Annotated in this window: 23 protein-coding genes; 14 read left to right on the top strand and 9 right to left on the bottom strand. The window is 63.6% G+C overall.

The annotated features are described in order from the left end of the window. The first annotated feature begins 78 nt into the window (after positions 1-78). From JG747_RS28970 to JG747_RS28905, 13 genes are all read left to right on the top strand, one after another. Positions 79-2,016, top strand: coding sequence for an acetoacetate--CoA ligase (locus JG747_RS28970; protein WP_202360541.1), 1,938 nt, complete (start codon positions 79-81; stop codon positions 2,014-2,016). Then, a complete protein-coding gene (locus JG747_RS28965) occupies positions 2,013-3,164 on the top strand; it encodes a thiolase family protein (RefSeq protein ID WP_202360540.1) in 1,152 nt (383 codons plus the stop codon). Before JG747_RS28970 ends, JG747_RS28965 begins: the two co-directional genes overlap by 4 nt. Next, entirely contained in the window at positions 3,164-4,054 is an 891-nt protein-coding gene (locus tag JG747_RS37180; RefSeq protein ID WP_244748258.1) for a MaoC/PaaZ C-terminal domain-containing protein, read from the top strand. Before JG747_RS28965 ends, JG747_RS37180 begins: the two co-directional genes overlap by 1 nt. 5 nt (positions 4,055-4,059) lie before the next feature. Further along, positions 4,060-5,295 (top strand): MFS transporter, encoded by a 1,236-nt coding sequence (locus tag JG747_RS28950; RefSeq protein WP_202360539.1) that lies wholly within the window; start codon positions 4,060-4,062, stop codon positions 5,293-5,295. A gap of 71 nt (positions 5,296-5,366) precedes the next feature. Further along, a complete protein-coding gene (locus JG747_RS28945) occupies positions 5,367-6,203 on the top strand; it encodes a GntR family transcriptional regulator (protein WP_019856576.1) in 837 nt (278 codons plus the stop codon). A 198-nt stretch (positions 6,204-6,401) separates the two neighbouring features. After that, positions 6,402-7,178 carry an SDR family NAD(P)-dependent oxidoreductase gene (locus tag JG747_RS28940; protein WP_019856577.1) on the top strand — a complete coding sequence of 259 codons (777 nt, stop codon included), beginning with the start codon at positions 6,402-6,404 and terminating at the stop codon, positions 7,176-7,178. A gap of 26 nt (positions 7,179-7,204) precedes the next feature. Then, entirely contained in the window at positions 7,205-7,864 is a 660-nt protein-coding gene (locus tag JG747_RS28935) for an L-fuculose-phosphate aldolase (protein ID WP_064983486.1), read from the top strand. Between the two features lie 62 nt (positions 7,865-7,926). Then, positions 7,927-8,928, top strand: coding sequence for a sugar ABC transporter substrate-binding protein (locus JG747_RS28930; RefSeq protein WP_081296047.1), 1,002 nt, complete (start codon positions 7,927-7,929; stop codon positions 8,926-8,928). A gap of 67 nt (positions 8,929-8,995) precedes the next feature. Continuing rightward, positions 8,996-10,522, top strand: a complete 1,527-nt coding sequence (locus JG747_RS28925) for a sugar ABC transporter ATP-binding protein (RefSeq protein ID WP_244748256.1) — start codon at positions 8,996-8,998, stop codon at positions 10,520-10,522. Next, positions 10,519-11,550, top strand: coding sequence for an ABC transporter permease (locus JG747_RS28920; RefSeq protein WP_019856581.1), 1,032 nt, complete (start codon positions 10,519-10,521; stop codon positions 11,548-11,550). The genes JG747_RS28925 and JG747_RS28920 overlap by 4 nt, the downstream gene beginning before the upstream one ends. Beyond that, positions 11,547-12,530, top strand: coding sequence for an ABC transporter permease (locus JG747_RS28915; RefSeq protein WP_202360538.1), 984 nt, complete (start codon positions 11,547-11,549; stop codon positions 12,528-12,530). Before JG747_RS28920 ends, JG747_RS28915 begins: the two co-directional genes overlap by 4 nt. Positions 12,531-12,550: 20 nt before the next feature. Then, positions 12,551-13,516 (top strand): carbohydrate kinase family protein, encoded by a 966-nt coding sequence (locus JG747_RS28910; protein WP_019856583.1) that lies wholly within the window; start codon positions 12,551-12,553, stop codon positions 13,514-13,516. Then, positions 13,513-14,280, top strand: a complete 768-nt coding sequence (locus tag JG747_RS28905) for an SDR family NAD(P)-dependent oxidoreductase (RefSeq protein WP_038644973.1) — start codon at positions 13,513-13,515, stop codon at positions 14,278-14,280. The genes JG747_RS28910 and JG747_RS28905 overlap by 4 nt, the downstream gene beginning before the upstream one ends. 614 nt (positions 14,281-14,894) lie before the next feature. Here JG747_RS28905 and JG747_RS37175 read toward each other — a convergent pair. The 9 genes from JG747_RS37175 to JG747_RS28860 all read right to left on the bottom strand — a co-directional run bounded on the left by JG747_RS37175 (position 14,895) and on the right by JG747_RS28860 (position 23,412). Next, positions 14,895-15,191 carry an SDR family oxidoreductase gene (locus JG747_RS37175; RefSeq protein ID WP_240564764.1) on the bottom strand — a complete coding sequence of 99 codons (297 nt, stop codon included), beginning with the start codon at positions 15,189-15,191 and terminating at the stop codon, positions 14,895-14,897. 113 nt (positions 15,192-15,304) lie between these two features. Further along, on the bottom strand, positions 15,305-16,213 hold the full coding sequence (locus tag JG747_RS28895) for an SMP-30/gluconolactonase/LRE family protein (RefSeq protein ID WP_202360537.1): 909 nt from the start codon (positions 16,211-16,213) through the stop codon (positions 15,305-15,307). Positions 16,214-16,336: 123 nt separating this feature from the next. Beyond that, on the bottom strand, positions 16,337-17,320 hold the full coding sequence (locus JG747_RS28890; protein WP_019856587.1) for an ABC transporter permease: 984 nt from the start codon (positions 17,318-17,320) through the stop codon (positions 16,337-16,339). Next, the gene (locus JG747_RS28885) at positions 17,320-18,282 is read right to left on the bottom strand and encodes an ABC transporter permease (RefSeq protein WP_202360536.1); all 963 of its coding nucleotides are present in this window, start codon (positions 18,280-18,282) and stop codon (positions 17,320-17,322) included. The genes JG747_RS28890 and JG747_RS28885 overlap by 1 nt, the downstream gene beginning before the upstream one ends. Then, positions 18,279-19,802, bottom strand: a complete 1,524-nt coding sequence (locus tag JG747_RS28880; protein ID WP_064983476.1) for a sugar ABC transporter ATP-binding protein — start codon at positions 19,800-19,802, stop codon at positions 18,279-18,281. The genes JG747_RS28885 and JG747_RS28880 overlap by 4 nt, the downstream gene beginning before the upstream one ends. Before the next feature lie 59 nt (positions 19,803-19,861). Further along, complete coding sequence (locus JG747_RS28875; protein ID WP_027046546.1) at positions 19,862-20,977, bottom strand: sugar ABC transporter substrate-binding protein; 1,116 nt, start codon at positions 20,975-20,977, stop codon at positions 19,862-19,864. A 131-nt stretch (positions 20,978-21,108) separates the two neighbouring features. Further along, a complete protein-coding gene (locus JG747_RS28870; protein ID WP_202360535.1) occupies positions 21,109-21,477 on the bottom strand; it encodes an ABC transporter permease in 369 nt (122 codons plus the stop codon). Continuing rightward, the gene (locus JG747_RS28865; RefSeq protein WP_202360534.1) at positions 21,431-21,994 is read right to left on the bottom strand and encodes an FAD-dependent oxidoreductase; all 564 of its coding nucleotides are present in this window, start codon (positions 21,992-21,994) and stop codon (positions 21,431-21,433) included. The genes JG747_RS28870 and JG747_RS28865 overlap by 47 nt, the downstream gene beginning before the upstream one ends. A gap of 5 nt (positions 21,995-21,999) precedes the next feature. Continuing rightward, entirely contained in the window at positions 22,000-23,412 is a 1,413-nt protein-coding gene (locus JG747_RS28860) for an MmgE/PrpD family protein (RefSeq protein WP_236952126.1), read from the bottom strand. Between the two features lie 169 nt (positions 23,413-23,581). On the opposite strand from JG747_RS28860, the gene JG747_RS28855 reads away from it, so the two are divergent. Then, positions 23,582-24,469, top strand: coding sequence for a LysR substrate-binding domain-containing protein (locus JG747_RS28855; protein ID WP_019856649.1), 888 nt, complete (start codon positions 23,582-23,584; stop codon positions 24,467-24,469). The last annotated feature ends 55 nt before the right edge of the window (positions 24,470-24,524 follow it).

Below are 24,524 nucleotides of genomic sequence, written 5' to 3'. Positions count from 1 at the left end.
GGTTATAACCAATAATCTGAAAGCAACATGCAGACAAGATGACGGCTTCGTGCCGGCCTGCATTCCGGGAGGAAATCCATGTCATCCGTGCTTTGGGCGCCGGCGCCAGCCGCGTTCGAATCGTCCAACCTTGCGCGCTTTTGCCTGGCCAACGGCTTCAACCCGCGCGACTACGAGACGCTGCATCGCTGGTCGGTCAGTGATCCCGGTGCGTTCTGGCGGGCGGTGTGGGACTTTGCCGGCGTGATCGGCAATCCCGGCGCACGATCTTTCCTGCGGGATGATCAGCAGCCGATGACGCAGAGCCGGTTTTTCCCGGACGCATCGCTCAATCTCGCGGAAAACCTGCTGCGGGGCGACGATGATCGGGTCGCGGTCATCGAGGCCGACGAGAGCGGCCATTTCCGCACCTTCACCCTTGGCGAGTTGCGTAGGCTCGTCGCCAGCACCGCGCAAGGCCTGCGCGTGGCCGGCGTGGTCAGCGGCGACAGCGTCGGTGGCATCCTGCCCAACCGGGTCGAAGGCCTGGTGGCGCTTCTGGCGACGCTTTCGATCGGCGCTGTCTGGTCGTCCTGCTCGCCCGATTTCGGCGCCGCGGCGATCGTCGACCGGCTCGGCCAGATCGGCGTCAAGGTGTTGTTCGCAGCACCGCGCTACCGCTATGCGGGCAAGGAGCACGACATCTCCGGCAGGCTAACCGAGATCGTCGCGGCGATGCCGACGGTGACCACGCTGGTGCTGACCGGCGACGATAAGCCCGCCATGCCGGCGGCTGTTGCTTTCGAGGATTTCGGCGCACACGCTCCGTTGGCCTTCGAACGCGTGCCCTTCGATCATCCGGCCTATGTGCTTTACACCTCGGGTACCACGGGTGCGCCCAAGGCGATCGTCCACCGCGCCGGCGGCGTCCTGCTCCAGCATCTGAAGGAGCATCTGCTGCATGGCGATGTCCGCCCCGGCGACGTCATGAGCTGGTACACCAACACGGCCTGGATGATGTATCATTGGCTGATCTCGGGCCTCGCCTGCGACGCGGCTGTTGTGCTCTATGACGGCGCGCCGATCCTGAAGACCGCTGATGGCCTCGACCCCAGTCCGCTGTGGACAATGGCGCAGCGTGCAAGCGTCACGCATTTCGGCACCAGCCCGAAATATCTGGCGACGCTGGCCGCCGAAGGCTACGCGCCGGGACGTCTGCACGACCTGTCCTCGCTGCGCTCCCTGCTCTCGGCCGGTGCGCCGGTCTCGCCCAGCCAGTTCGACTGGGTCTACGCGCATGTGAAGCAGGACATGATCTTTGCCTCGATCTCGGGCGGCACCGAGATCATCGGCTGTTTCCTGCTCGGTTCGCCGATCCATCCGGTTCGCCGTGGCGAACTGACAGTGAAGGGGCTGGGCCTCGCGGTGGTTGTCATGGACGAGCGCAATGCGCCGGTCATAGGCAGGCAGGGCGACCTGGTCTGCACCGAACCGTTCCCGTCCATGCCGCTGACATTCTGGGGAAAGGACGGCGACGCGCGCTACCACGCCACCTATTTCGCGGCACGCCGGGAAATCTGGACGCATGGCGATGTCGCGGAGATGACCACGCATGGCTCGGGGATCATCCATGGTCGATCGGACACGACGTTGAAGCCCGGCGGCGTGCGCATCGGCACGGCCGAAATCTACGCCGCCTGCGAAAACTTTGCCGAGATCGAGGATTGCCTGGTGTTCGGCGCGCCGGTCGAAGGCGACGAGGAGATCGTGCTTTGCGTCAAGCTCAACGACGGTTTTGAGCTGACGCCTGAGTTCGCCGCGCAGATCCGCCGCGCCATTCGTGAAGGCGCATCGCCGCGCCACGTGCCGCATCGCATTCATGCGGTGCGGGCCGTGCCCTACACGCTCAACGGCAAGAGGGTGGAAGGTGCGGCGCGAACGACGCTCGAGGGCAAGCCGGTGAAGAACATGGCTTCGCTTGCCAATCCTGCATGCCTCGAGGAATACCGCGCGCTCGATAGGAGCAAGGCGGCATGAGCCGGGCCAGGGGAGCGATCGTCGGCATCGGCGAATTGAAGCCGCAGCGCCTGACCAGCGGCGTGACGACGCTGGAGATGATCGCGGAGGTCTCGCGCCTGGCGGTGTTCGATGCCGGGCTGGAGCCGAGCGCGATCGACGGGCTTCTGGTCGGGCCGCAGGTCGGCGAGACGCCGCAACATGTCCCGGCAACGATTGCCGAGTATCTCGGTCTGGCGCCGACCATGACCAATGTCGTCGACCTCGGCGGCGCTTCGGGTGCGGGGATGGTCTGGCGCGCGGCGGCGGCCATCGAGGCCGGCATGTGCGAGACGGTGCTGTGCGTGCTCGCCAACAATCGCGAGGAGGCAGCACCGCGCTCGCCCAACCGCAATCCGATCCGCGAGTTCGACGTACCGTTCGGCGCCTCGGGCGCCAACATCTCCTACGCGCTGCTGATGCAGGCCCATATGGCGCAGCATGGCTCGACAGCCAGGGATTTCGCGCTGATCGCCGCGGCGGCGCGGGCCAACGCACAGCTCAACCCGGACGCAATCTTCTTCGGCAAACCGGCGGATGCGGACGCCGTGCTGGCTTCGCCGATGATCGCCTCGCCATTGCATCTCTACGAAATCGTCATGCCGGTTGCCGGCGGCGAGGCGGTGATCGTCACCTCGGCCGAACGTGCTCGCTCGCTGCCCAGAAGACCTGTGCATCTGCTCGGCGCCGGCGAGAAGGTCACGCATCGCGCGGTCAGCCAGGCGCCCAGCCTGACCTCCGGTCCGCTGAAGAGCGCCATGGCCCGGGCCTTCGCGCAGTCCGGAACCCAGGCCAATGAGATGGACCTACTCTCGCTCTACGACTGCTACACGATCATGGTCGCCACGACGATCGAGGACGCCGGGCTCTGCGCGCCGGGCGCGTTCGGCGCATGGCTGCGTGACCACGATCTCTCTCACCGGGGCGACAAGCCGCTCAACACCCATGGCGGCCAGCTCGGCTTCGGCCAGCCGGATCTTGCCGGCGGCATGACCCATGTCGTCGAAGCGGTGCGGCAGCTGCGCGGCGATGCTGGCGAACGCCAGATTGGCAAGGCCGGCCTCGCGCTTGTCACCGGCAATGGCGCGACGATGAGCGAGGCGACCGCGCTCGTGCTGGGAGCCGGCTGATGCCCATCGATTTCAACGCCTTGAAGACCCCGGCCCCGACGAGCACCGCGCTGACCCAGCCATTCTGGGATGCGGCGGCGCAAGGGCGGCTGAAAATCCAGCACTGCGAGGACTGCGGCAAGGCCGTGTTCTATCCACGCCCGATCTGCCCGCATTGCTGGGGCAAGCGCCTTGTCTGGAAAGAGGTGTCGGGCAAGGGCAGGCTGAAATCCTTTTCGCAAGTGCACAAGCCGGGCCATGCCGGCTGGTTGCCGGCGGCACCTTACGTGGTCGGGCTGGTCGAACTGGCCGAGGGTCCGACCATGCTGAGCTTCATCCTGCCTGGCGCACAGCCGCCCAGGGCAGGGGACGCGTTGCAGCTAGCGCCGACGGCGATCGGCGGCCGCGTCCTGCCAGCCTTCAAACCAGTCGAAACCGCAACAGAGGAGGAAGCCGCAATGAGCACCGAGACGAAAGACGGCTGGGCAGGCGTGGTGAAAGGCCGCCCGCAAGTCGGCGCCTTTGCCGAACGCACGCGGCGCACGCGCGCCAGCGACATCGAAGCCTTCACCGACATCACCGGCGACCGCAATCCGCTGCACTATGACCGCGCGCTCGCCGAGAGATCGGTGTTCGGCAAGCTGATCGTCCAGGGCGGCGTCACCTCAGGCATCCTCAACGCGCTGGTCGCCGAAGACCTGCCGGGACCCGGCACCGTGTTCCTCGAAGTCGCCTGGAAGTTCGTCAAGGCGGTCGGGGTTGACGAGGAGATCACCGGACGCGTCGAGGTCAGGGAGGTGCGCCCCGACAAGCCGATCTGCAAGATCGAGACATCAGTGCGCAACGGCCAGGGCGAGCTTTGCCTCACCGGCACGGCCACGGTGTTCACCGTTCCGCTGCAAGGCGCGTGATCGCGATGGAAGACAGCCGTCCCGGCGTGGCGGCCGACAGCGAACGCTGGCGTGTGCTGTCACTGCTTTGCCTGGCTGTCGTTCTGTCGCTGACCACCTGGTTCTCAGCAACTGCCATCCTGCCTGAGCTGAAGCAGGACCTTGCGCTCACTGCCGGCGCGGAGGCGTGGCTGACCAACGGTGTCCAGGTCGGCTTCGTGATCGGCGCGCTGGCGGCGAGCCTGGTCAACCTTCCCGACCTGATGCGGCTCAGCCGTCTGATGGCGGCGGCAGCATTGGTCGCCGCGTTCGCCAATGCAAGCCTGCTGTTTCATCCCGGCCCGGGCGGCGCCATCGCCGCGCGCATCGTGACCGGAGCGGCACTCGCCGGCGTCTATCCGCCGGCCCTGAAGCTGGTCGCGACCTGGTTCACGCGCGACAGGGGGCTGGCGCTCGGCGCGGTCATTGGCGCGCTGACCATCGGCTCGGCGCTGCCGCATCTCTTCCGCGCCGCCTCAAGCGCGCTCGACTGGCAGCCGGTGGTTGCCGCCGCCAGCCTGGCGACAACGATCGGCGCGCTGCTGTTCCTGCTGTTTGCCAGGGAAGGGCCCTATCCTTTCGGCAAGGCGGTGTTCGAGCCGTCGCGCATCGGCCAGGTGTTTCGCGAGAAGCCGCTGCTGCTCGCCAATCTCGGCTATCTCGGCCATATGTGGGAACTCTACGCCATGTGGGCCTGGCTGCTTGCCTACACGCGCGCCGCTTTCGAAGCGCAGGCGATTGGAACGGCCGCTATCGCCTCGCTGTCGACCTTCTTCGTCGTGGCCTCCGGCATCCTCGGCTGCCTGCTCGGAGGCTATCTCTCGGACCGCATCGGCCGAACGGCGACCACCGCCGGCATGATGATCGTCTCGGGAAGCTGTGCACTGCTGATGGGCTTCCTGTTCACGGGGCCGCTCTGGCTGTTCATGCTGGTCGCCATCGTCTGGGGCATTTCGGTGGTCGGCGATTCCGCGCAGTTTTCCGCTGCCGTCACCGAACTCGCCGACCGCCGCTTCGTCGGCACGGCGCTGTCGGTGCAGCTCGGTGCCGGTTTCGCGCTGACGGTGCTGGCCATCTGGCTGACACCGCGCTTCGCCGACCTCATCGGCGGCTGGCGCTGGGCCTTCCTGCTGCTCGTTCCCGGGCCGCTTCTCGGGGCTTCGGCCATGCTGTGGTTGCGAAACTTGCCGGAGAGCGTGAATATGGCCGGCGGCCTCCGCTAGTGGAGGACGCTGCCGCTCTCTGAGTCGCGGCAAAATGATTTGCGGCGGGTTGAATGGAACAAACGACCAGAATGCGTGGGCGTCCTCGCTACGACCAGGAAGATGCCGGGGCCGCCGAGGCGTTCCGCACGATCGGTTCCAAGGTCGAACTGAATCGCGACGAGGCCGCACCGCTGTGGGTGCAATTGCGTAACCAGGTCGAGGAAGCCATCAACACCGGCCTGCTGGCGGCCAATTCGCGCATCCCTTCCGAGCAGGCGCTGTGCGACTTCTTTGGCGTCTCGCGCCCGGTCGTGCGCGCCGCGATCGGCTCGCTGTCCAGCGAAGGCCGCATCATCAAGATGCCCCGCAAGGGCATGTTCGTCGCGGCACCGCGCGAGCATGTCGACTTCATGACCGCCAATCTCGGCGTGTTCGACGACCTGACGGCGAAAGGCCACAAGGTCTCGACGCGCACGCTCGAAATCTACCGCTGCCCGCCGAACGAGAAGGAGTCCAAAGTCTTCGGCATTCCTGCCAATGGCAGCGTGGTCCGCATCAGCCGCGTCTACATGACCGACGGCGCGCCGATTACCATGACGCGCATCAGCCTGCCAGGGCACCGGGTGCCCGGTCTCGAAAACATCCTGTCGGAAAACCAGTCGATTTTCGGCACCATCCGCGCGGTGTTCGGCCTGACGGTGAAGCGCGCCGATCGCTGGCTGCGCGCGGCGTTGCCTACCAAGGAAGAGGCCGAGCAGATGGGCGTTGCCGCCAACACGCCGCTGATCGAAATCGAGTCGATCGCCTATGACGCGGACGGTGCGGCGCTCGAATATTACGAGGCCTTCTACAACTCCTCCGTCGCCCGCATCCACATGGCGGTCGAGCAACCGTCCGCGACGGTGAACGGTGTCGATCGCACCTGAGTTTTCACAGCACAAAAAAGATTCCGTTTTCTGGTTATAACCAGATTGACGGACCAGGGAAGCTTCTGTAACGTCCTCGTCATGGGGCCGGGAGGAGCCTGACCCAGGCATTATCAGGACCGGCTGGCTTGCGACGCCGCTTCGGCGGCGAGGGGAAGATTTTGCCCGCGCCAAGCCTGATCCTGATGGAGGATTTGCATGGACTACCGGTCGCAATTCGACCTGACGGACGAGGTTGCCGTCGTCACCGGCGGTGCCAGCGGCATCGGTCTGGAGGCCGCCAAGGCGCTCGGCACCTGCGGTGCGCGCATCGTCCTGCTCGACGTGAATACGCAGGGCCTGGATGCAGCCGCCGAGGCGCTTAAGAAGGCCGGTGTTGGAAGCGTCGATGGCCGCGTGCTCGACGTCACCGATCCGCGTGCCGTCGAGGCGAAGGCCGCCAAGATCGTCAGCGATTTCGGCCAGGTCGACATACTGGTCAACAGCGCCGGCATCGCTCGCCTAAACACCGCGCTCGACACATCAGACGAGGAATGGCGCCTGGTGATGGATGTCAACGTCAACGGCGTCTACTGGGCCTCGCGCGCTTTCGGCCGGTCCATGGTCGCCCGCAAGAAGGGCTCGATCGTCAATCTCGGCTCGATGTCGGGCCTGATCATCAACCGTCCGCAGACCGCGCCGTCCTACATGGTGAGCAAGGGCGCCGTGCACATGATGACCAAGGCGCTCGCCGTCGAATGGGCGAAGTCAGGCGTTCGCGTCAACGCGCTCGCGCCCGGCTATGTCGGCACCGAGATGACGTTGAAAATGCGCGAGCGGCCCGAACTCTTCAACACCTGGATCGACATGACGCCGATGGGCCGGCTCGGCGAGCCGCACGAGATCGCTTCGGCGATCCTGTTTCTCGCCTCGCCGGCGTCGAGCTACGTCACCGGCGCGATCCTGTCGATCGATGGCGGCTACACGGCCTGGTGAGGGCCGAGCAAGGATTGGAATATCGCATGACCGTTTCGGACCTAGAGGCACGCCAGGCAATCATCGACGCCTGCCTGGAGATGAACGCGCTGGGCATCAACCAGGGCACGTCAGGCAATGTCAGCAGGCGCCATGGCGAAGGCATGCTGATCTCGCCGACCAGCACGCCTTACGAGACGTTGGTGCCCGAGGACATCGTCTTCATGGCCTGGGACGGTGAGGTCGACGGGCGCCTGCCGCCGTCAAGCGAGTGGCGTTTCCATCTCGACATCATGAAGGCGCGGCCCGAGGTCAACGCGGTCGTCCACGCGCATCCGACCTACTGCACGACCATCGCCATCATGGGCAGGAAGATACCGGCGATCCATTACATGGTGGCGGTTGCCGGCGGCAGTGACATTCGCTGCGCTCCTTACGCCACCTTCGGCACGGCGGAGCTCTCGGCGCATGCGGTAGAGGCGCTGCGCGACCGCAAGGCCTGCCTGCTCGCACAGCACGGCATGATCGCGGTCGGTTCCAGCCTCAGCCAGGCGATGTGGCTGGCGGTCGAGGTGGAAACGCTGGCGCGCCAGTATCACGGCGCCCTGCAGATCGGCGAGCCGCCGATCCTGTCCGAGGAAGAGATCGAAAACGTCATCAAGCGCATGGCCAGCTATGGCCTGCGCGACAAGGAGGCTGCTGCCTGAGCCGCAGTCATCTGGCAGAATCCTCCGGGAAGGCCCGGAGCGATCAACAAGGGAGGAATGAAATGACCGGATCCATGAAAGGCCTCGTCAAGGCGCTCGCTTTGGGGTTGGCGGCGGCTTGCAGCCTGGCTGCCATATCGAGCGCGAGTGCCGAGGAACTGTCGCTGAAGGGCAAGCGTATCGGCGTCTCCGCTATCGGCACCGATCACTATTGGGACCTGATGGCCTTCCGCGGCATCCAGGACCGGGTGAAGGAGCTGGGCGGCGAAGTGATCGCGCTCGACGCCGGCCGCAAGGACCAGCAGCAGATCGCGCAGCTGCAGACGTTGATCGCGCAGAAGCCAGACGCCATCATCGAGCAGCTCGGCAATCTCGAAGTGCTGAACCCGTGGCTGCAGAAGATCCGCGATGCCGGCATCCCGCTGTTCACCGTCGACACCGCGACACCGCACGCCATCAACAACACCACCTCCAACAACTACAATATCGGCGCCGAGATCGCGCTACAGATGGTCGCCGACATGGGCGGCAAGGGCAATGTGCTGGTCTTCAACGGCTTCTACAGCGTGCCGGTCTGCAAGATCCGCTACGACCAGCTGAAATATGTGCTGACCTCGTTCCCCGACGTGAAGATCGTCGAACCGGAACTACGCGACGTCATCCCGAACACCGTGCAGAGCGCCTATTCCAACGTCACCGACATGCTGACCAAGTCGCCCGAGAAGGGTTCGATCGGCGCAGTGTGGGCCTGCTGGGACGTGCCGCAGATCGGCGCCACGCAGGCGGTCGAGGCGGCCGGCCGCAACGAGGTCAAGACCTACGGCATCGACGGCAGCCCGGAAGTCATCAAGATGGTGATGGATTCGAAGTCGTCCGCCGGTGCCGTGGCAGCGCAGCAGCCCTATGAGATCGGCAAGACTTCGGTTGACAATGCCGCCAGATATCTTGCCGGCCAGAAGGTGGCGCCCTTCACCTTCGTGCCCGCGGTGCTGATCAACAAGGAAAATGCCGCCGAAAAGGGAAAACCCTTCCTCGACGCGGCCGAGAAGGCTGGCGTTAAATAGGCTGAGCGTAACGGCGGGCAGCCAAGCCTTTGTGGCTGCCCGCCATCATCAACCAGGATTGACGGCCATGCAGACAGCAAAGCGTGAAATTGCTGTATCGATGACGGACATATCGAAGCGGTTCGGCCCGGTGCGTGCGCTGGAGAACGCAAACCTTCAGATTGCGCGCGGCTCGATCCTCGGCCTTGTCGGCCAGAACGGCGCCGGCAAGTCGACGATCATCAAGGTGCTGGCCGGCATCATCAAGCCGGACAGCGGCACCATCGTCATCAATGGCGAGACCGTGACCTCGCTGTCGCCGGCATCGGTCGAAAAGCTCGGCGTGCATTTCATCCATCAGGACAGGCTGCTGGTGCCGACCGCGACGGTCGGCGAGGCGGTGTTCCTCGGCCACGAAATCGGCTTCGGGCCGTTCGTCAGCCGCCGCGCCATGGAGCGCAAGGCGGCCGATCTGTTGAAGCGGTTCTTCGGCATGGAATTGCCGGCGGGAACCCTGGTCAAGGACCTGACCACGGCACAGCAGAAAGTCGTGCAGATCACCCGGGCGCTGGCGCAGAAAGCCTCGGTGCTGGTGCTCGACGAGCCGACGGCGGCCTTGGTCAAGCGCGAGGTCGACCGCCTGTTCGACGTGCTGCGCCGGCTGCGCGACGACGGTATCGCCGTGGTCTTCATTTCCCACTACATGCAGGAGATCGAAAAGCTCTGCGACCGTGTCACGGTGATGCGCAACGGCACCGATGTAGGCACAGTCGACCCGCGCGAGACATCGATCGATGCGATCATCTCGATGATGATCGCCCGCGATGTCGGCGAGATGTTTCCCAAGCGTTCTGTCACGTTGGGCGCGCCGGTGCTCGAAGTCGCCAATCTGCGCCTCGGAGGCGGTTTCGAAAACATCGGCTTCAATGTTCGCGCCGGCGAGATCGTCGGCCTCACCGGCCTGCTCGGATCCGGTGCCAAGGAGATCGTACAATGCCTGTTCGGCCTCAAGACCGCCGACGGCGGCTCGATCACGGTCGAGGGCAAGCAACTCGCGCTGTCGACGCCGGTCAAGGCGGTACGCGACGGCATCGCCATGCTGCCGGAGGACCGCCGCGCGCATGGCGTGGCGCTTGGCCTGTCGGTACGCGAGAATATTTCGCTGGCCAGCCTGCGCCGCTATTCGAAGAGCGGGCTGGTCAGCCGCAACAGCGAGAACCAGGCGGTCGACGGACTGATCAAGGAATTGTCGATCAAGACGCCGCATCGCGACGCGCTGGTGCGCGAACTCTCCGGCGGCAACCAGCAAAAGGTGGCGATCGCCAAGTGGCTGAGCTGCCAGTCGCGTGTCTATGTTCTGGACGAGCCGACGGTGGCCGTCGATGTCGGCGCCAAGGTCGAGATCTACAATCTGTTGAACCGGCTGTCGGGCGAGGGCGCGGCGATCCTGCTTCTGTCGTCCGACCTGCTCGAACTGGTCGGCGTCTGCGACAGGGTGCTGGTTGTTTATCGCGGCCGGCTTGCCGGTACCTTCTCCGGCCCGTCGATGAACAGCGACGCGTTGCTCGCGGCCTCTTCAGGCGCCCGCTCGAACGCTGATGGAATGGCGGCATGAGCGCGACAACTCTCCACACTGAGGCCGGCGCGTCCGATGAAACCCGCACCACCGGCAAAAGTGCCGGCCGGCGCTTCGCCACCCTCGTCGTGCGGCTCGGCGCGATTGCCGCCTTCGCCGCGATCATGGCCTATTTCGTCGTCTTCGCGCCGGGCTTCACCTCGACCTTCAACCTCATCAATGTCGTCGAGCAGTCGGCGATCCTGGGCGTGCTCGCCTATGGCATGACGTCCGTCATCATTGGCGGCGGCTCCGATGTCACCGAAGGCGGCATAGACCTGTCGATCGCCGCCAATATGGGGCTATGCGCGGCTGTCTACGCGACGCTGTTGTCGATGGGCTATGGCGACTTCCTGTCCGTGCTCGCGGCCATCGCCGTCGGCATGGCGGTTGGCGCGCTGAACGCCCTTGCCGTTGTCGGTCTTGGCATCCTGCCGCTGCTGGCGACGCTTGCCGTGCTCAACGTCGCGGCCGGCATGGAACTTACGCTCACCCAGAACACGGTTGTCGGCGCATCCTCCCCGCTGCTCGGCTTTCTGGTCTCAGGCAGCTTCCTCGGCATCTCAGCACTCGCCTGGGCGTTGATCGTGTTCTCTGCGATCATCATCGCCATCATCCATGGCACGGCGTTTGGGCTGCGGCTCTACGCGGTCGGCGGCCATCCCGAAGCAGCGCGCGCGGCCGGTCTCAGCGTGCCCTTCTATGTCTCCTTCACCTACGTGCTGAGCGGCTTCTGCGCGGCGGTGGCAAGTGTGCTCACCGTCTCGCGCCTGTCAGCCAGCACGCCCGGTTCCGGCGAACTGCTTCTGTCGGTGCTGGCGGCGGCACTGTTGGGCACCGTCTTTTCCCGCCGCTTCGTGCCGACCATGGGCGGCACGCTGCTCAGCGTGCTGTTCATCGGCTTGCTCGCCAATGGCTTCCAGCTGCTCAACGTCTCCAGCTACTGGGTCAATGGCGTGCAGGGTGCGCTGATCCTGCTGGTGGTCGCCATCACATCCTTTGCCCGCGGTTCGGAGGGTTCACGATGAGCGTCTCGGCCAATGACAGCTCCAAGACGAACCTGCGCGCCTTCCTCGCCAAATACAGCGTGCTTGTTGCCTTCGCGGCGATCGTCATCTTCTTCGCCGTGGCGAGCCCGACCTTCTTGACGCCGGCGAACCTCTTCAACGTGCTGGTCAACAATGTCGTCATGCTGGCGATCGTGGCGCTGGGGCTGACCATCGTCATCTCGTCGGGTGGCATCGATCTCTCCGTCGGCGTCTCCGTAGACATGGCCAGCATGGTCTTCGTGATGCTGCTTGCCACCGGCTTTAGCGGCGTGGTCGGCGTCGGCGGTGGATTGGGCGCGGCGCTGATCGTCGGCATCCTCAACGCCATCCTCATCACCAGGCTGAACATCAGCCCGTTCCTTGCAACGCTCGGCGTGCTGTTCATCGGTCAGAGCACGCAGCAGCTTGCCACCAGCGGCGGCCAGCCGATCTATCTCACAAGCGGCTATGCCGCTGACCAGTTCAACGCCATTGCCCGCACCGATTTGTTCGGCGTGCCGACGCCGGTGATCGTGCTTGTCGTCGTGGCCGTTACGGTCCATGTTCTGCTACACCGTTCGGTCTTCGGCCGCTATGTGCAGGCGATGGGCGCGCAGCCCGGTGTGGCCTGGTATTCCGGCATTCGCGTGCCGCGCGAGCTTTCCATGGTTCATGTGCTGTGCGCGCTGCTTGCCGGCGTGACCGGCATCCTGCTGTCGGCGACGGTGAAGTCCTACGTGCCGCTGTCCGGCAACGCCTTCCTGCTCGACGCCATCGGCGCCACCTTCATCGGCACGACGCTCAGCCGCGAGCGCAAGCCCTCGGTGATCGGCACGCTGCTCGGCGTGCTGCTGCTTGCCATCGTCAAGAACGGGCTGCTGCTGGTCGGCTGGAATTTTTACTGGCAGCAAGTCGGCATCGGCGTGCTCGTCTTCCTGGTGCTGGCCGCAAGCTTCGGCCTGCGCCGCGCCTCGCATTGAGTTCGAAAGGGTCGTCTCCCATGCCACAATTCGACGTCAGCTCGATCGGCTTCTACGTCCTCGACATTCTCGGCCGGCCGGTGTCGCGCATCCCCGAAGGCGGGCGTGCCGACTTCATCGAAGAGATCCGCATGACGGTCGCCGGCACCGCCGGGGCCACCGGCATGGACTGCGCCATCCTCGGGATGAAGACACGCGCCGTCACGACGCTTGGCACCGACGACATGGGCGACTGGTTCCTCGCCAAGCTCGGCAAGTACGGGTTGGAGACGAGCCTTGTCCGGCGCGACGGCCGCGTTCAGACCTCTTCCACCATACTGCCGGTGCGGCCGAACGGCGAGCGACCGGCCTTGCATGTGCCGGGCACCGCGACCTTGTTCGAGGTCGCCGATGCCGATCTCGATGCCGCGCTTGACGCCACCATCGTCCATGTCGGCGGTACAGGCCTGCTGAAGCGCTTTGATGGCGAGCCGACGGTCAAGCTTCTGAAGCGGGCCAAGGAACTCGGCCGCATCACCACTTTCGATCTCATCCAGGCGACGCCGGAGACGTGGAAGCTGGTCGAGCCGTGCCTGCCTTACATCGACTATTTCGTGCCCAGCATCGACGAGGCCGGCGAGATGGCGCATGACCGCGACCCGGCCCGCGTTGCCGCCTTCTTCAAGGCAAGGGGCGTGAAGAACTGCATCATCACGCTCGGCGCTGACGGCGTCCATGTCTCGCCGCAGCATGGTGAGGATTTCCACCTGCCGGCCTTCGACGTCGAGGTCTTCGACACCACGGGCTGCGGTGACTCCTTCACCGCTGGGATCATCGTCGGCATCATCAAGGGCTGGGACCTCAGACAGTCGGCGCGCTTCGCAACCGCCGTCGCCGCCAAGGTGGCCATGGGCCTCGGCTCCGACGGCAAACTCGTTTCATTCGACGACACGGTCTCGGCGATGAACTCGCTGCCGGTCAAGACATCAAAGGTGCAAGCAGCATGACCATTCTTCCTGAAGCCAAGGGCAAGACGGCTCTCGTCACCGGCGCCAGCCGGGGCATCGGCAGGGCTCTCGCGAAAGGGCTGGCTGAAGCGGGCTTCGACGTCGCCGTCACCGACCTGCCGTCGCAGGCGGCTGAGCTTGCCGTGACCAAGGCCGAGATCGAGGCCGCCGGCCGCAAGGCCTATGTCTATACGATGGATGTCAGCAAGAAGCGCGAGATCGAGGCGATGGCGCAGGCGCTGCTTGCGGCGGCAGGCCGCATCGACGTGCTGGTCAACAATGCCGGCATCCTGAAGCCCAGCCTGCTCCAGGACCTCGACGAGACCAGCTGGGACGCGCATTTCGACATCAATGCCAAAGGCGTGCTGATGATGTGCCAGGCCGTGCTGCCGCATATGCGCGCCAGGAGATCGGGCAGGGTGATCAACATCGCATCGATCGCCGGCCGCCAGGGGGTGCCGACGCAAGGTCATTACGCGGCGACCAAATCGGTGGTGATCACGCTCACCCGCGTGCTGGCGCAGGAAGTCGGCATGGACGGAGTCACCGTCAATGCCATCTGCCCCGGCATCATCCTGACCGAGATGGGCAAGAACAACCTCGGCAGCGAGGCGGCGATCCGCCATTGGGAAGATGTCGCGGCGCTGAAGCGCCTCGGCGCACCGGAAGATGTCGTCGGGCCGGTGCTGTTCTTCGCCTCGGATCTGTCGGCCTTCGTCACCGGCCAGTCGCTCAACGTCGACGGCGGCATCTACTACCACTGATCCTCGCCGGTCTGGCCTACGTGTCGCCATGACTACCCGGTGTGATACGAGACACAAGCGTCAGTTTTTCTGGCCATATCACCCTGACGCTACGAAGACGCTCCGGCTCATTTTCGCTACTGATCGAACATGAAAAGCCCGCCGACCGAAGTCGACGGGCAATTTCCTCGTACTACGCCGTTTCCCAGATGCCCCCGCCAGAGAGCCAGGAACCTAGCGCTGGATACTCCTACTACCGCCTCCCGTTGTAGGCTGTAACCCAGCGGCAACAGCCCGGAGCGATTCACCAGGCCTAACCACATACGCGGGACAATCCTGGCCGCACCCGCGCTGCTAGGACACGTGGGCCAGATGCTGCTCGCCGGGCATTTTCTTCAACCGGCAAACCAGCCAAGCCAACGCGAAAAACGTCGCTCAGCCTGCGTGGCCAGAGGGATCAGAATTCCGTCTCAACACGTGAGAAGAAGGTGACGGACCTGAAGAACGCGAAATTTACGTCGTGCTGGGCACACTCGGCAAGATTAGCGTGACAGTGACCATGCAGCGCTCCTGTAATCTGATCGAAGCCCTGCTGACGCGTTTCGGAACTGCCGCGCCAGCACGGCCCCGAGTGTTCAAAGGACGTAACTGCCGTCCATCGTGATGCCGGTGCCGGTTACAAAGGCCGCTTCATCGCGGGCGAGGTATGAGATGAGCCCGGCGACCTCTTCGGGCGTGCCGGTGCGCTTGAGGATGGTGCCACCTGCAGCCGCCCCGTGGTCGGGGATCATGTCCGTCCCGATCGCGCCGGGCTGGATGTTGTTGACCGTACCGCGGCGCGGCGCGAGATCATGCGCGACGCCCTTAACCAGAGCCGCGACCGCACCCTTGCTCATCTGGTAGGCGCTGACGCCGGCGGAACCGGCACGGATCGCGACATTGCTGCCGATCGTAATGACACGTCCACCATCCCTTAGGTGGCGATAGGCCCGATGGTCATGCTGCTTGACGAGATCAGGCGCCGCGCGGATGGAATCTTCCTTGCTCAGCAGAACTGTAATCCTGTTGTGTTGAGATAGACGGCATAGAGCGAGCTGCTGGCGGCGATGAACAGGCGATTTCGATGAGGTCCGCCAAAGCAGACATTGGCGACAGTCTCAGGGACAAGAATCTTGCCAAGAAGCGTGCCGTCCGACGCAAAGCAGTGCACGCCGTCGCCAGCTGACACCCATAGGTTGCCGTCGACATCGATCCGAAAACCATCAGGGATGCCGGGATCGATCTCGGCAAAGATGCAACCATTCGAAAGGCGACCGTCCTCGCCCACGTCAAAGCAACGGATATGGTGCGGTTTATCCCGGCCGTGGGAACGGCCGCTGTCGGCGATGTAGAGACGTCCCTCGTCCGGGGAGAAGGCGAGGCCGTTCGGCTTGTCGAAGTCGCCAGCTGCCACCGTCAGCGCACCTGACTTGGGATCAAGGCAGTAGACGTTGCAGGCTCCGATCTCGCTGGGTGCTTTGTAGCCCTCATAGTTGCTCAGGATGCCGTAGGGCGGATCGGTGAACCAGACAGTATCGTCGGATTTGACCACGACATCGTTGGGAGAATTGAGACGTTTGCCCTCGAGCCGATCGGCAAGGATCGTGATGCTGCCGTCGTACTCGGTGCGCGTGACGCGCCGCTGCCCATGTTCGCAGCTGACCAGGCGTCCTTGCCGGTCGCGCGTATTGCCGTTGGAGAAATTCGAAGGATGGCGGAAAACGGAAACAGTCTCCGTCACTTCATCCCACTTCAGCATCCTGTTGTTGGGAATGTCGCTGAAGAGCAGAAAGCGGCCGTCGGCGAAGTACACTGGCCCTTCGGCCCAGCGCATTCCAGTATGGAGTTTTTCGAGCCTGCACAGAGAGATAATGAAATCCTGGAAGCGATCATCAAGAACCTCGTAGTATGTCATTTTGACAGGCCTTGCTTGCTAGGGTTTGCCTTGCCAGCCGACCGGCCGTTTGGGCTTGCACTCGGCCTGGTGGAACATTTCAATGTCGCGAGAATGCTGCGCATCGCTGACCGCCATTGGCTTTCAGACGCCTTCCTTCTTGTTGGTGAGACCGTGGACCAGCAGCATGACCAGGATGATCGCGCCGAAGATCATCTCGCGCGCTGCAGGGGGCATTTGCATAACCGACAGGATCGACGACAGAAGCGTGATGAAGATCGCGCCGGCGAATGTGCCGATATAGTTCCCTCGGCCGCCCTGAATCGAGGTCCCCCCAATCACCACGGCCGAGATTACCGGCATGAGATAGGGGTCCCCCATGCCCTGATAGGCCTGATTGGTGTAGCCCAGCAGGAGGATGGCGCCGAAACTGGAAAACACCCCGGCAAGGACGAAAGTCGCCACCATCACCAGACGAACCCGCGCCCCGGCAAGAAACACGGCACGTCGCGAATTGCCCAGTGCGTAGAGATAGTTTCCATAAACGGTCCGTTTGAGAACCCAGACGGTGATCGCGGCGACCACCAGCCAAACGAGAAAAGCATTGGGGATGCCGAAGGTCCGGCCGGTCGCCGCCTGCGTCGCCAGCCAGGGGACCTCGCCGTTGGGACGGCTGTTGCCCGTGTAGAAAACCGCAGCGCCAAGCAGCATGGCGTTGACGGCCAGCGTCCAGACCATCGCAGGCACGCGAAAGACAGCAACACCGATGGCGTTCAAGAGCCCGACTGCAATGCCAAGGCATAGGCCCAGGGGAATTGCCAGGCTGGCGACCAGGGGATTGGAGCTGCCGGAGGCCGAGATGACGACGATCGCCGTGCCGGTAATGGTCCACGGTACCGAAAGGTCGATCTCGCCGAGCAGGATCACCAGCATGGCACCGGTGGCGATGATGCCAAGAAAGGCGGCGATCTGAAGCTGTTGTAGGATGTAGCCAGGTTTCAGGAAGCCGGGATACAAGAGGGAGCCGCCCAACAGCAGAGCGACGCAGCCCAGCGCGATCAGCAGCACCGATACGCGGTCCCGGTTGAGCCAGCGGGAGGTGACGGTTCGCTCGGTTGCATCAGTCATCAGCGGTACAACTCAAGCCGGCTGCGCACCTGGAAAACGCCGAGCGCGCCGAGTGCAATTGCAGTTGCGAGGATCAATCCCTCGAAGAACGGTTGCGCCAATGGTGGCAGGCCGGAGAAGAACATCAGCGACGAGATGGTCTTCAGGATCAAAGCGCCGATCACCGCGCCGAGGGGGCTGCCAACACCACCGCTTAGCGCAACACCGCCCAACACGACGGCGGCGATCGAGTTCAGCGTGTAGGACGGCGCAATATTGGGATCGCCAGTCAGCGTAACCATACTGACATAGGTGCCGGCGAGAGCCGCGACAAAGCCGCTGCTGCCATAGGCGACGAGCTTAAGCCGGTTCACGCGAAGGCCGGTCATATAGGCCGACTGTTCGGACGACCCGATAGCATAAAGGCCGAGGCCGACGGCCGTGCGGCGCAGAAGCACCAGCAATATGACGAGAACGATGACAAGAATGACCGCCGAGACCGGGATGCCCGCCACTGCATAGGTGAGCGCGTCCGACATTGTCTCATCAATGCTGCCTCCAGGCGTTGGCCTCAGAAGCAGGGCGATGCCGCCGAATATGCCACCCGTCGCCAGGGTCGTGACGATCGGCTGCACCCCTCCGTAGACGACCGCGATGCCGTTGACCAGTCCGCAGGCCACCCCGACGGTGAGTACCACCGCCATACCAAGGGCAATCGACGTGGGAGATCCGTTGAGGAGGAAGGATCCCATCACGTTGGTCAGCGCGATGATTGACCCTACCGACAGGTCTATGCCCTTGACCAAAACGACAAAGAACTGGGCGATCGCGGCGAGCCCAAGCAGCGTTCCCTGGTTCGACCAGATGGTAACCACATAGGTCGAAAAGCCGCGCGGATGAATGGCGATATAGCCAGCGAACAGTATCACCAGCGCGAGCGCGGCGATCGTTTCCCTGGCATTTTGGCGAAGCCAGGTCATCATGCTTGGGCTCCAGCGTGAAGGTGCACGTTCATCGAGGCGGCTATGAGCGCATCGGCGGTCAGGTGATCCCCCGTCAGTTCCTTGGCCACACTGCCCCGGTAGAAGACGTACACCCGATCGCACAAGTGGATGAGTTCTTCATAGTCGGTTGATTGCAAGATCACGGCCATTCCTTCGGCCGCCAAGTCCGTGAGCAGCCTGTAGATCTGCGCCTTGGTCGGCAGGTCAATGCCGCGGGTAGGGTCCATCAGCAGCAGACATTTGGGCGACAGCACAAGCCATTTGGCCAGCACCACCTTCTGCTGGTTGCCGCCCGACAGCGTCGCGATGGGATCGTCCAGCGAACCGTAGGTCAGGGCCAGGCGTTCGATCAGTTCCTGCAGCCGGGCCTCGCTGCTACCGTCCAGGTCAAGCAGGCCGAAGGGGGCCCGCCCAAGAACCGCCAAGCGCATGTTTTGCGCAACAGACATGCTGGGGATCAGCCCCTCGGTCTTGCGATCCTCAGGCACGAGCGCCAGACCGATATCGGATTGTTTCACCCTCGGCGGCTTGAGACCATTCAATCGCTTGCCATTGAGCGTGATGCGGCCCGTCACGCCGCGCAGTACACCGAAGACGGCATGCATGATCTGCTGCTGGCCCTGTGCGTCCAAACCGCCGAGCCCGACAATTTCGCCCGCGCGCGCAGCCAGGGATACATCGACAAGCTGGCTTGCCCAGCTCACGTTCGACACATTCAGAACGACCGGCGCCGTGTCAGGCACAGGCGCGCGGCGCGGTGGAAAGAGCTCTTCCAGCGAGCGCCCGATCATGAGGCCGACGATCTCGTCGGTCGTGCGTGCGCCAACGTCGAAGGTCTCGATATGTCTGCCATTGCGGAAGACGGATATGCGGTCGGCGATGGCGTCGACCTCGTGCATGCGATGCGAAATAAAGAGGATCGCGACACCTTGCTCCTTCAGCATTCTGAGGACACCGAACACCGTTTCGACGAGCTCGCTGGTCAACGCTGACGTCGCCTCGTCAAGGATAAGAAGCTTAGGTTTGCGGAACACGGCCTTGGCGATTTCCACAAGCTGTCGTTCCGACAGGGACAGGCCCGAAACGCGAGCGCCAAGCGGGATCGACTTGGCCCCGACAAGATCCAGGGCCTCGCGCGCTTCACGATAAACGCTGCGCTCTATCATCCCCATCCGGGTGCGCGGGGCCGCAAGCACGATATTGTCGCCAACCGAAAGATGCGGCATCAGCGACAGCTCTTGGAACATGCAGACAGTGCCCTGTTCGGCCGCCTCCCGCGGGGAGGAGAAGCGCACCGTCTGCCCGCCGATGGAGATCGTTCCCGCGTCCGGCTGGATGACACCTGCCAACAACTTCATCAAAGTCGATTTGCCTGCGCCATTCTCGCCGAGAATGGCGTGCACGCGTCCCGGCTCGCAGCGGAAATCCACTGCGGTCAGCGCTGGAACGCCGCCATAGGATTTTGACACCGATTTCAGTTCAACATAGCGATCGGCCATGCTTGCTCCGTTGCTGCCGACCTGGCCGGCCTAAACGCCAGCCAGGTTCGGGCCATGGCTCAATTGGCGTTGTCGGCCGTCTGGCCTTTCAGCTCATCGGGCGTGAACACAGGGAAACACTGCGGAAAGCCGGTGGCCGTGTAGAAGGTCTTTGGCAGATCGGGGAAAAAATCCTTGCCTTCCGCCAGATCCGCATTGTTCTTCTGGGGGATTGGCAGGAACACCTTCTGCGGCAGCGCATTGCCCTCCAGCAACACGACCGAGGCCTCCAGTGCCATAGCGGCCAGCGCCGGCGCCTGGGCAGCCGTGATGCCAGGATACTTGCCCTTGTTGACCAGCATGCGCGTGCCGTTGCCGGCATCGAACCCGACCGGGACAACCGGGTGCTTCGCGGCGGCCATCGCCTCGAGTGCGCCAACCGAGCCCTCTTGAACAACAATGCCATCAAAATTGCCGTTGGTCGCAATGGCGTCGGATGTCACTTTCGAGGCCGTGCCCACATCCCAGTCGCCCTCGACCTTGACCACCTTTAGCTCGGGATATTTGGAGAAGACCTCGCTGAATCCCGCTTGGTTGTCACGGTCGACACTGTTGCCCGGTACGCCGTCGATTTCGAGAACCTGACCCGAAACATTGCCCTTCTTGGCCTTGATGCCATCAACCACGGCCTGCGCCTTGATCCGGCCAAGGTCGACCTGATCTTCGTTGATCTGCACGACCTGGTCGGAGTCGAGCACATTGTCATAGGTCACCAGCACCACACCGGCTTGCTTGGCGCGCCTGACCACTGCGTCGAAGGCGGTGGGATTGACGGCATTGATGATCACGGCGTCGTAGCCGGCGGCGATGAAGTTGTCGATCGCCGAGATCTGCGCGGTGGAATCGTTGCCAACCGAAACGATCTTCAGCTCGGACAGCTTGGATTTGATTTCGGGACGGGCGCCCCAGGCCTTGGCGGTCTGAATGGAATTGGCACGCCAATCGTTGCCGACATATCCGTTGACCAAGGCAATTTTGTAGGGTCCGGCCTTCTTCGGATAGGAGATCACCGAGGCACTGTTTGGCGCAGGAGCATAGCAGCCGGGCTTGTAGGTGTCTTGCGCAGAAGCACTGGTGAACATTGCGGTGGATGCGGCCAGAGCACCCAACATCAGAAGCGTCATACGTCTGGTCATTTCACTTTCCTCCCTTTTTCTCCAGCGACGCTGGTTTTCAAACTGAAACTGAACTTTCCTGCGCCGCGGCTACCGCCGCGGAGGCCGAATTCTGGAATGCGTGCATGTGGTCCGATCATTGGGTCTGCTCCTCAACGCCGGTTCAACGAGACGGCAATGATGATGATGGCTCCCTTGATGACCTCCTGGATGCTGGTCGAAAGACCGAGCACGAGAAGACCGAACCCGAGAATGCCTATGAAGATTGCGCCGACGACGGAGCCGACGATTGATCCATAGCCGCCAAAGAGACTTGTCCCGCCTATGATCACGGCCGCGATCACGTCCAGTTCGAGACCCGCTCCCAGGCTGGGATTGCCAGCCGTGGAGCGGGCCGCGAGCATCAGGCCCGCAAGGGATGCGGTCATGCCGCACAACACAAAAGCGAAGATCTTGACGCCGTCCGTGCGCACGCTAGCCCCATGCCACCGCGTCGTGCCGCGCGGTGCCGCCGTCGGCATGCCAGAGTCCGCCAAGGATCTCGAGCGCGCCGCCATAGTCCATGTTGAGAGACGGCACGAGTTCCTCAACCGCCTTCTGGTCGATCACTTCGGTCCGTGTGCCCAGATGCTTGCCCATCTCGGCGCGTGCGTGGAAGCTGCGAAGAGTTGCTTCCGTGTGCGCAAGGGTTAGCTGGCCGCGCTGCGAGAACATGACGTTGAAGTCGAGTTCCTGCGAGAGATTCTCGAAAAGTTCGACGGCTTCCTTGTAGAAGGCGATGCCCTCGGGCGTGATGTAGTTCGAGCGGATGGTGGTCGTGTTGCGCGCGGTGTTGCCGCCCGCGAGGTAACCCTTCTCGATTACGGCGACGCTGCTTATGCCGTGATATTTCGACAGGTGATGCGCGCACGACAATCCGTGGCCGCCGCCGCCGACGATGACGACATCGTAGGATGGCTTGAGGTCCGGCGTCGCGGGGATGTCGCCGCTGACCGGATAGGTCCTGCTGAGACCGTATTTCAAAAGTCTGAGCGGCATCTAGCCTACCACGCTGGCCGCTGGAGAAGCGTACTGATCAATGGCGGATCGTAGATCAATACCGAAAGATCGGAAAAACGGCTTTCATGATCCGCAAGAGACAGGACTGCGTCCCGGATCGCGCTGGCGCGGCCCTGTCCCAGCACCGGCGTCGCGTAGTCCATGTACTTGGCCTCGATTTCAGCCTCTGTCAGAGGCGCCTCTGGTCCACCGCGCGCGTGAACGTCGCCGGAAGCGAGCACGCGCGCATCGCGGGTCGTGATCGTCACATCGGCCCAGCGGCCTGCCGGAAAGCGGGCGCTGTGGCGCGCAGATTCCGATACGCTGATACGATCCAGCATGTCGGCGACGGCGGCATCCTCAAGCCCGCTGCCTGAAATATGTTCCAGTCCGATGCGGCCATGGACAATAAAGGTCGCGACGGCGAAGCGCAGGCTGTACTGCGCCTTGGAGGTCGTGTCCGGCATGCCGTCGAACAGTGTTGCGGCGTAGTGGAAGCTGTTCACCTCGACGTGGCTGATGTCGGAGGGCCCGAGATGATGCGCATGGCAGAGCCCGCGCGTCGCGTCGATTGCGGCATGCGCCCAACGGCAGATCGGGTACGGCTTCACATACTGGTGCAGCACCTGCCAAAAGGCGCCGAGATCCTGCCAATGCGTCGCGACTTCGGGCTCCTCGATCGTGATCGCCGGGGCGCCGGTAAAGCCGCGTTCGGCGAGCACGGCCGCGGACAGGCCGATCAAAGTGCCGACACCCGAGCCGTCATGCAGCATCGTCGGGTTCGCGATCTCGCGCATCATCTGGCTACGTGGGCCGTGATATTCGGCGATGCCAAGCGCCTGGCGCAGCTGATCGTCGCCGAGCCGCCGCAACCTGGCCGCCATCGCAACCACGCCCAGCGCGTTCCAGGCGCCCGACGTGTGGTAGTCGGACACGGTTGCATGCAGCGAGATACCTGCCCGGCCGGCGACTTCGTAGCCGACGACCAGGGAGGCCAGCGCTTCCGGGCCGCTGAGGTCGGGGAGCGCCTCGGCAAGCGCTGCCAGCGCCGGCACGACGGCGACGCCGATATGGCCCTTGGTCGGGCTGTAGCCGTCGTGGCCGTCGAGATTGTCGATCTGCGTTGCGGCCGCATAAGCGGCTCCGGCGATGCTGGCGCGGCGGCCGTCGAAAAGCATGCGCGCCGAATGCAGCGGATCGGCCGAGCCGTAGAGAAGGGTGGCGGTGTCGCGCGCGATCCGCCCGGCTTCCATAGGACCAGCCGCAATGGCGATTCCGAGCGTGTCGAGCAGAAGATATCGCGCCCGTTCCAGGACAGGGAACACATCTGCCGGCCGCCGCAACACGAAGTCGGCCAGGCGAACGGCAACGCTGGTACACGCGTCAGGCCCTTCACGCCGATGCGACGGCACAGCCACTGGCATTACTCCCCTCTGCGTCACGACATCATTAATTTGGGTTCATCGTGCTTTCACGCAATTAGTTCGGCGGCATTGGCCAAAAAAATTCACGTCTTGCGGCCAGGCGCGATTGAACGCCGGCCCGTCTGTGGGATAGCTATCCCCTTGCGTCTTGCAGGAGTTAGCGATGAAGCCGCCACCCCCGTTGAACTATATCAGGTCCTTTGAGAGTTCGGCCCGGCATCTCTCCTTCACCGCCGCCGCCAACGAACTCGGATACACGCAAGCCGCTGTCAGCACGCATGTCCGCGCGCTCGAACATTACATCGGACGGCAATTGTTCATCCGCTATCCGCGCAGCCTCAAGCTCACCGAAATGGGCGAGGCGTTCCTGCCGACCTTGCGCCAGGCCCTCGATCAGATCGATCAGGCGACGGAGGCGATCGTGACCTCTTCGCGCAACCGCACCGTGGTCGTCTCCTGCCCGATGAGCCTGGCGGAGAACTGGCTGGCGGGTTGCATGGCCGCGTTTCGCAAGAAGCATCCCGAGATCGAGATCGTGCTGCACGGTACGATCTGGGAGGATATGAGTGAACAGATCGCCGACATCACGATTTCAACGCGGCGTTTCGACGACCGCCCGCCCGCGGGCATACCGCTTTGGAACGACGAGCTGTTGCTGCTGTGCGCTCCGGCGCTGCTGGATGGCGAAGACGCGCTGAAGACGCCGCGCGACATTCTCAAGGTGGACTGGATTTTCGTGCACGGCCGCCAGGAATACTGGCAGGTGGTCACCACGGCGCTTGGCCTCGACATGGACGACCACGACAAGGGCCTGTCGACGAACGCCTCCAACATCGCGCTCGAACTCGCCGCCATGGGAGCCGGACTGGTGGCCACCCAGCGGTCGCTTGCCCACGCCTATCTGCGTCGCGGGCTGCTCGTCGAACCCTTTCCGGTTCGGCCGCCGAGCCCCTGGAATTACTACCTCACCGAGAGCCAGCTCTCGAAAGGCAACATCGCGCGCATCGTGCGCGAATGGATCCTCTCGCGAGCCCGCGAAGACGGCGCCTGAAAGCCATCCGCGAGCGGCCGGCAAGCTCGCGCTCAAAAAATTGACACGCCAATGG

The sequence above is a fragment of the Mesorhizobium sp. 131-3-5 genome, from assembly GCF_016756575.1.
Lineage (GTDB): Bacteria > Pseudomonadota > Alphaproteobacteria > Rhizobiales > Rhizobiaceae > Mesorhizobium > Mesorhizobium jarvisii.
Note: the sequence above shows the minus strand (reverse complement) of the source record. Positions and strands in the feature narration are given on the sequence as shown.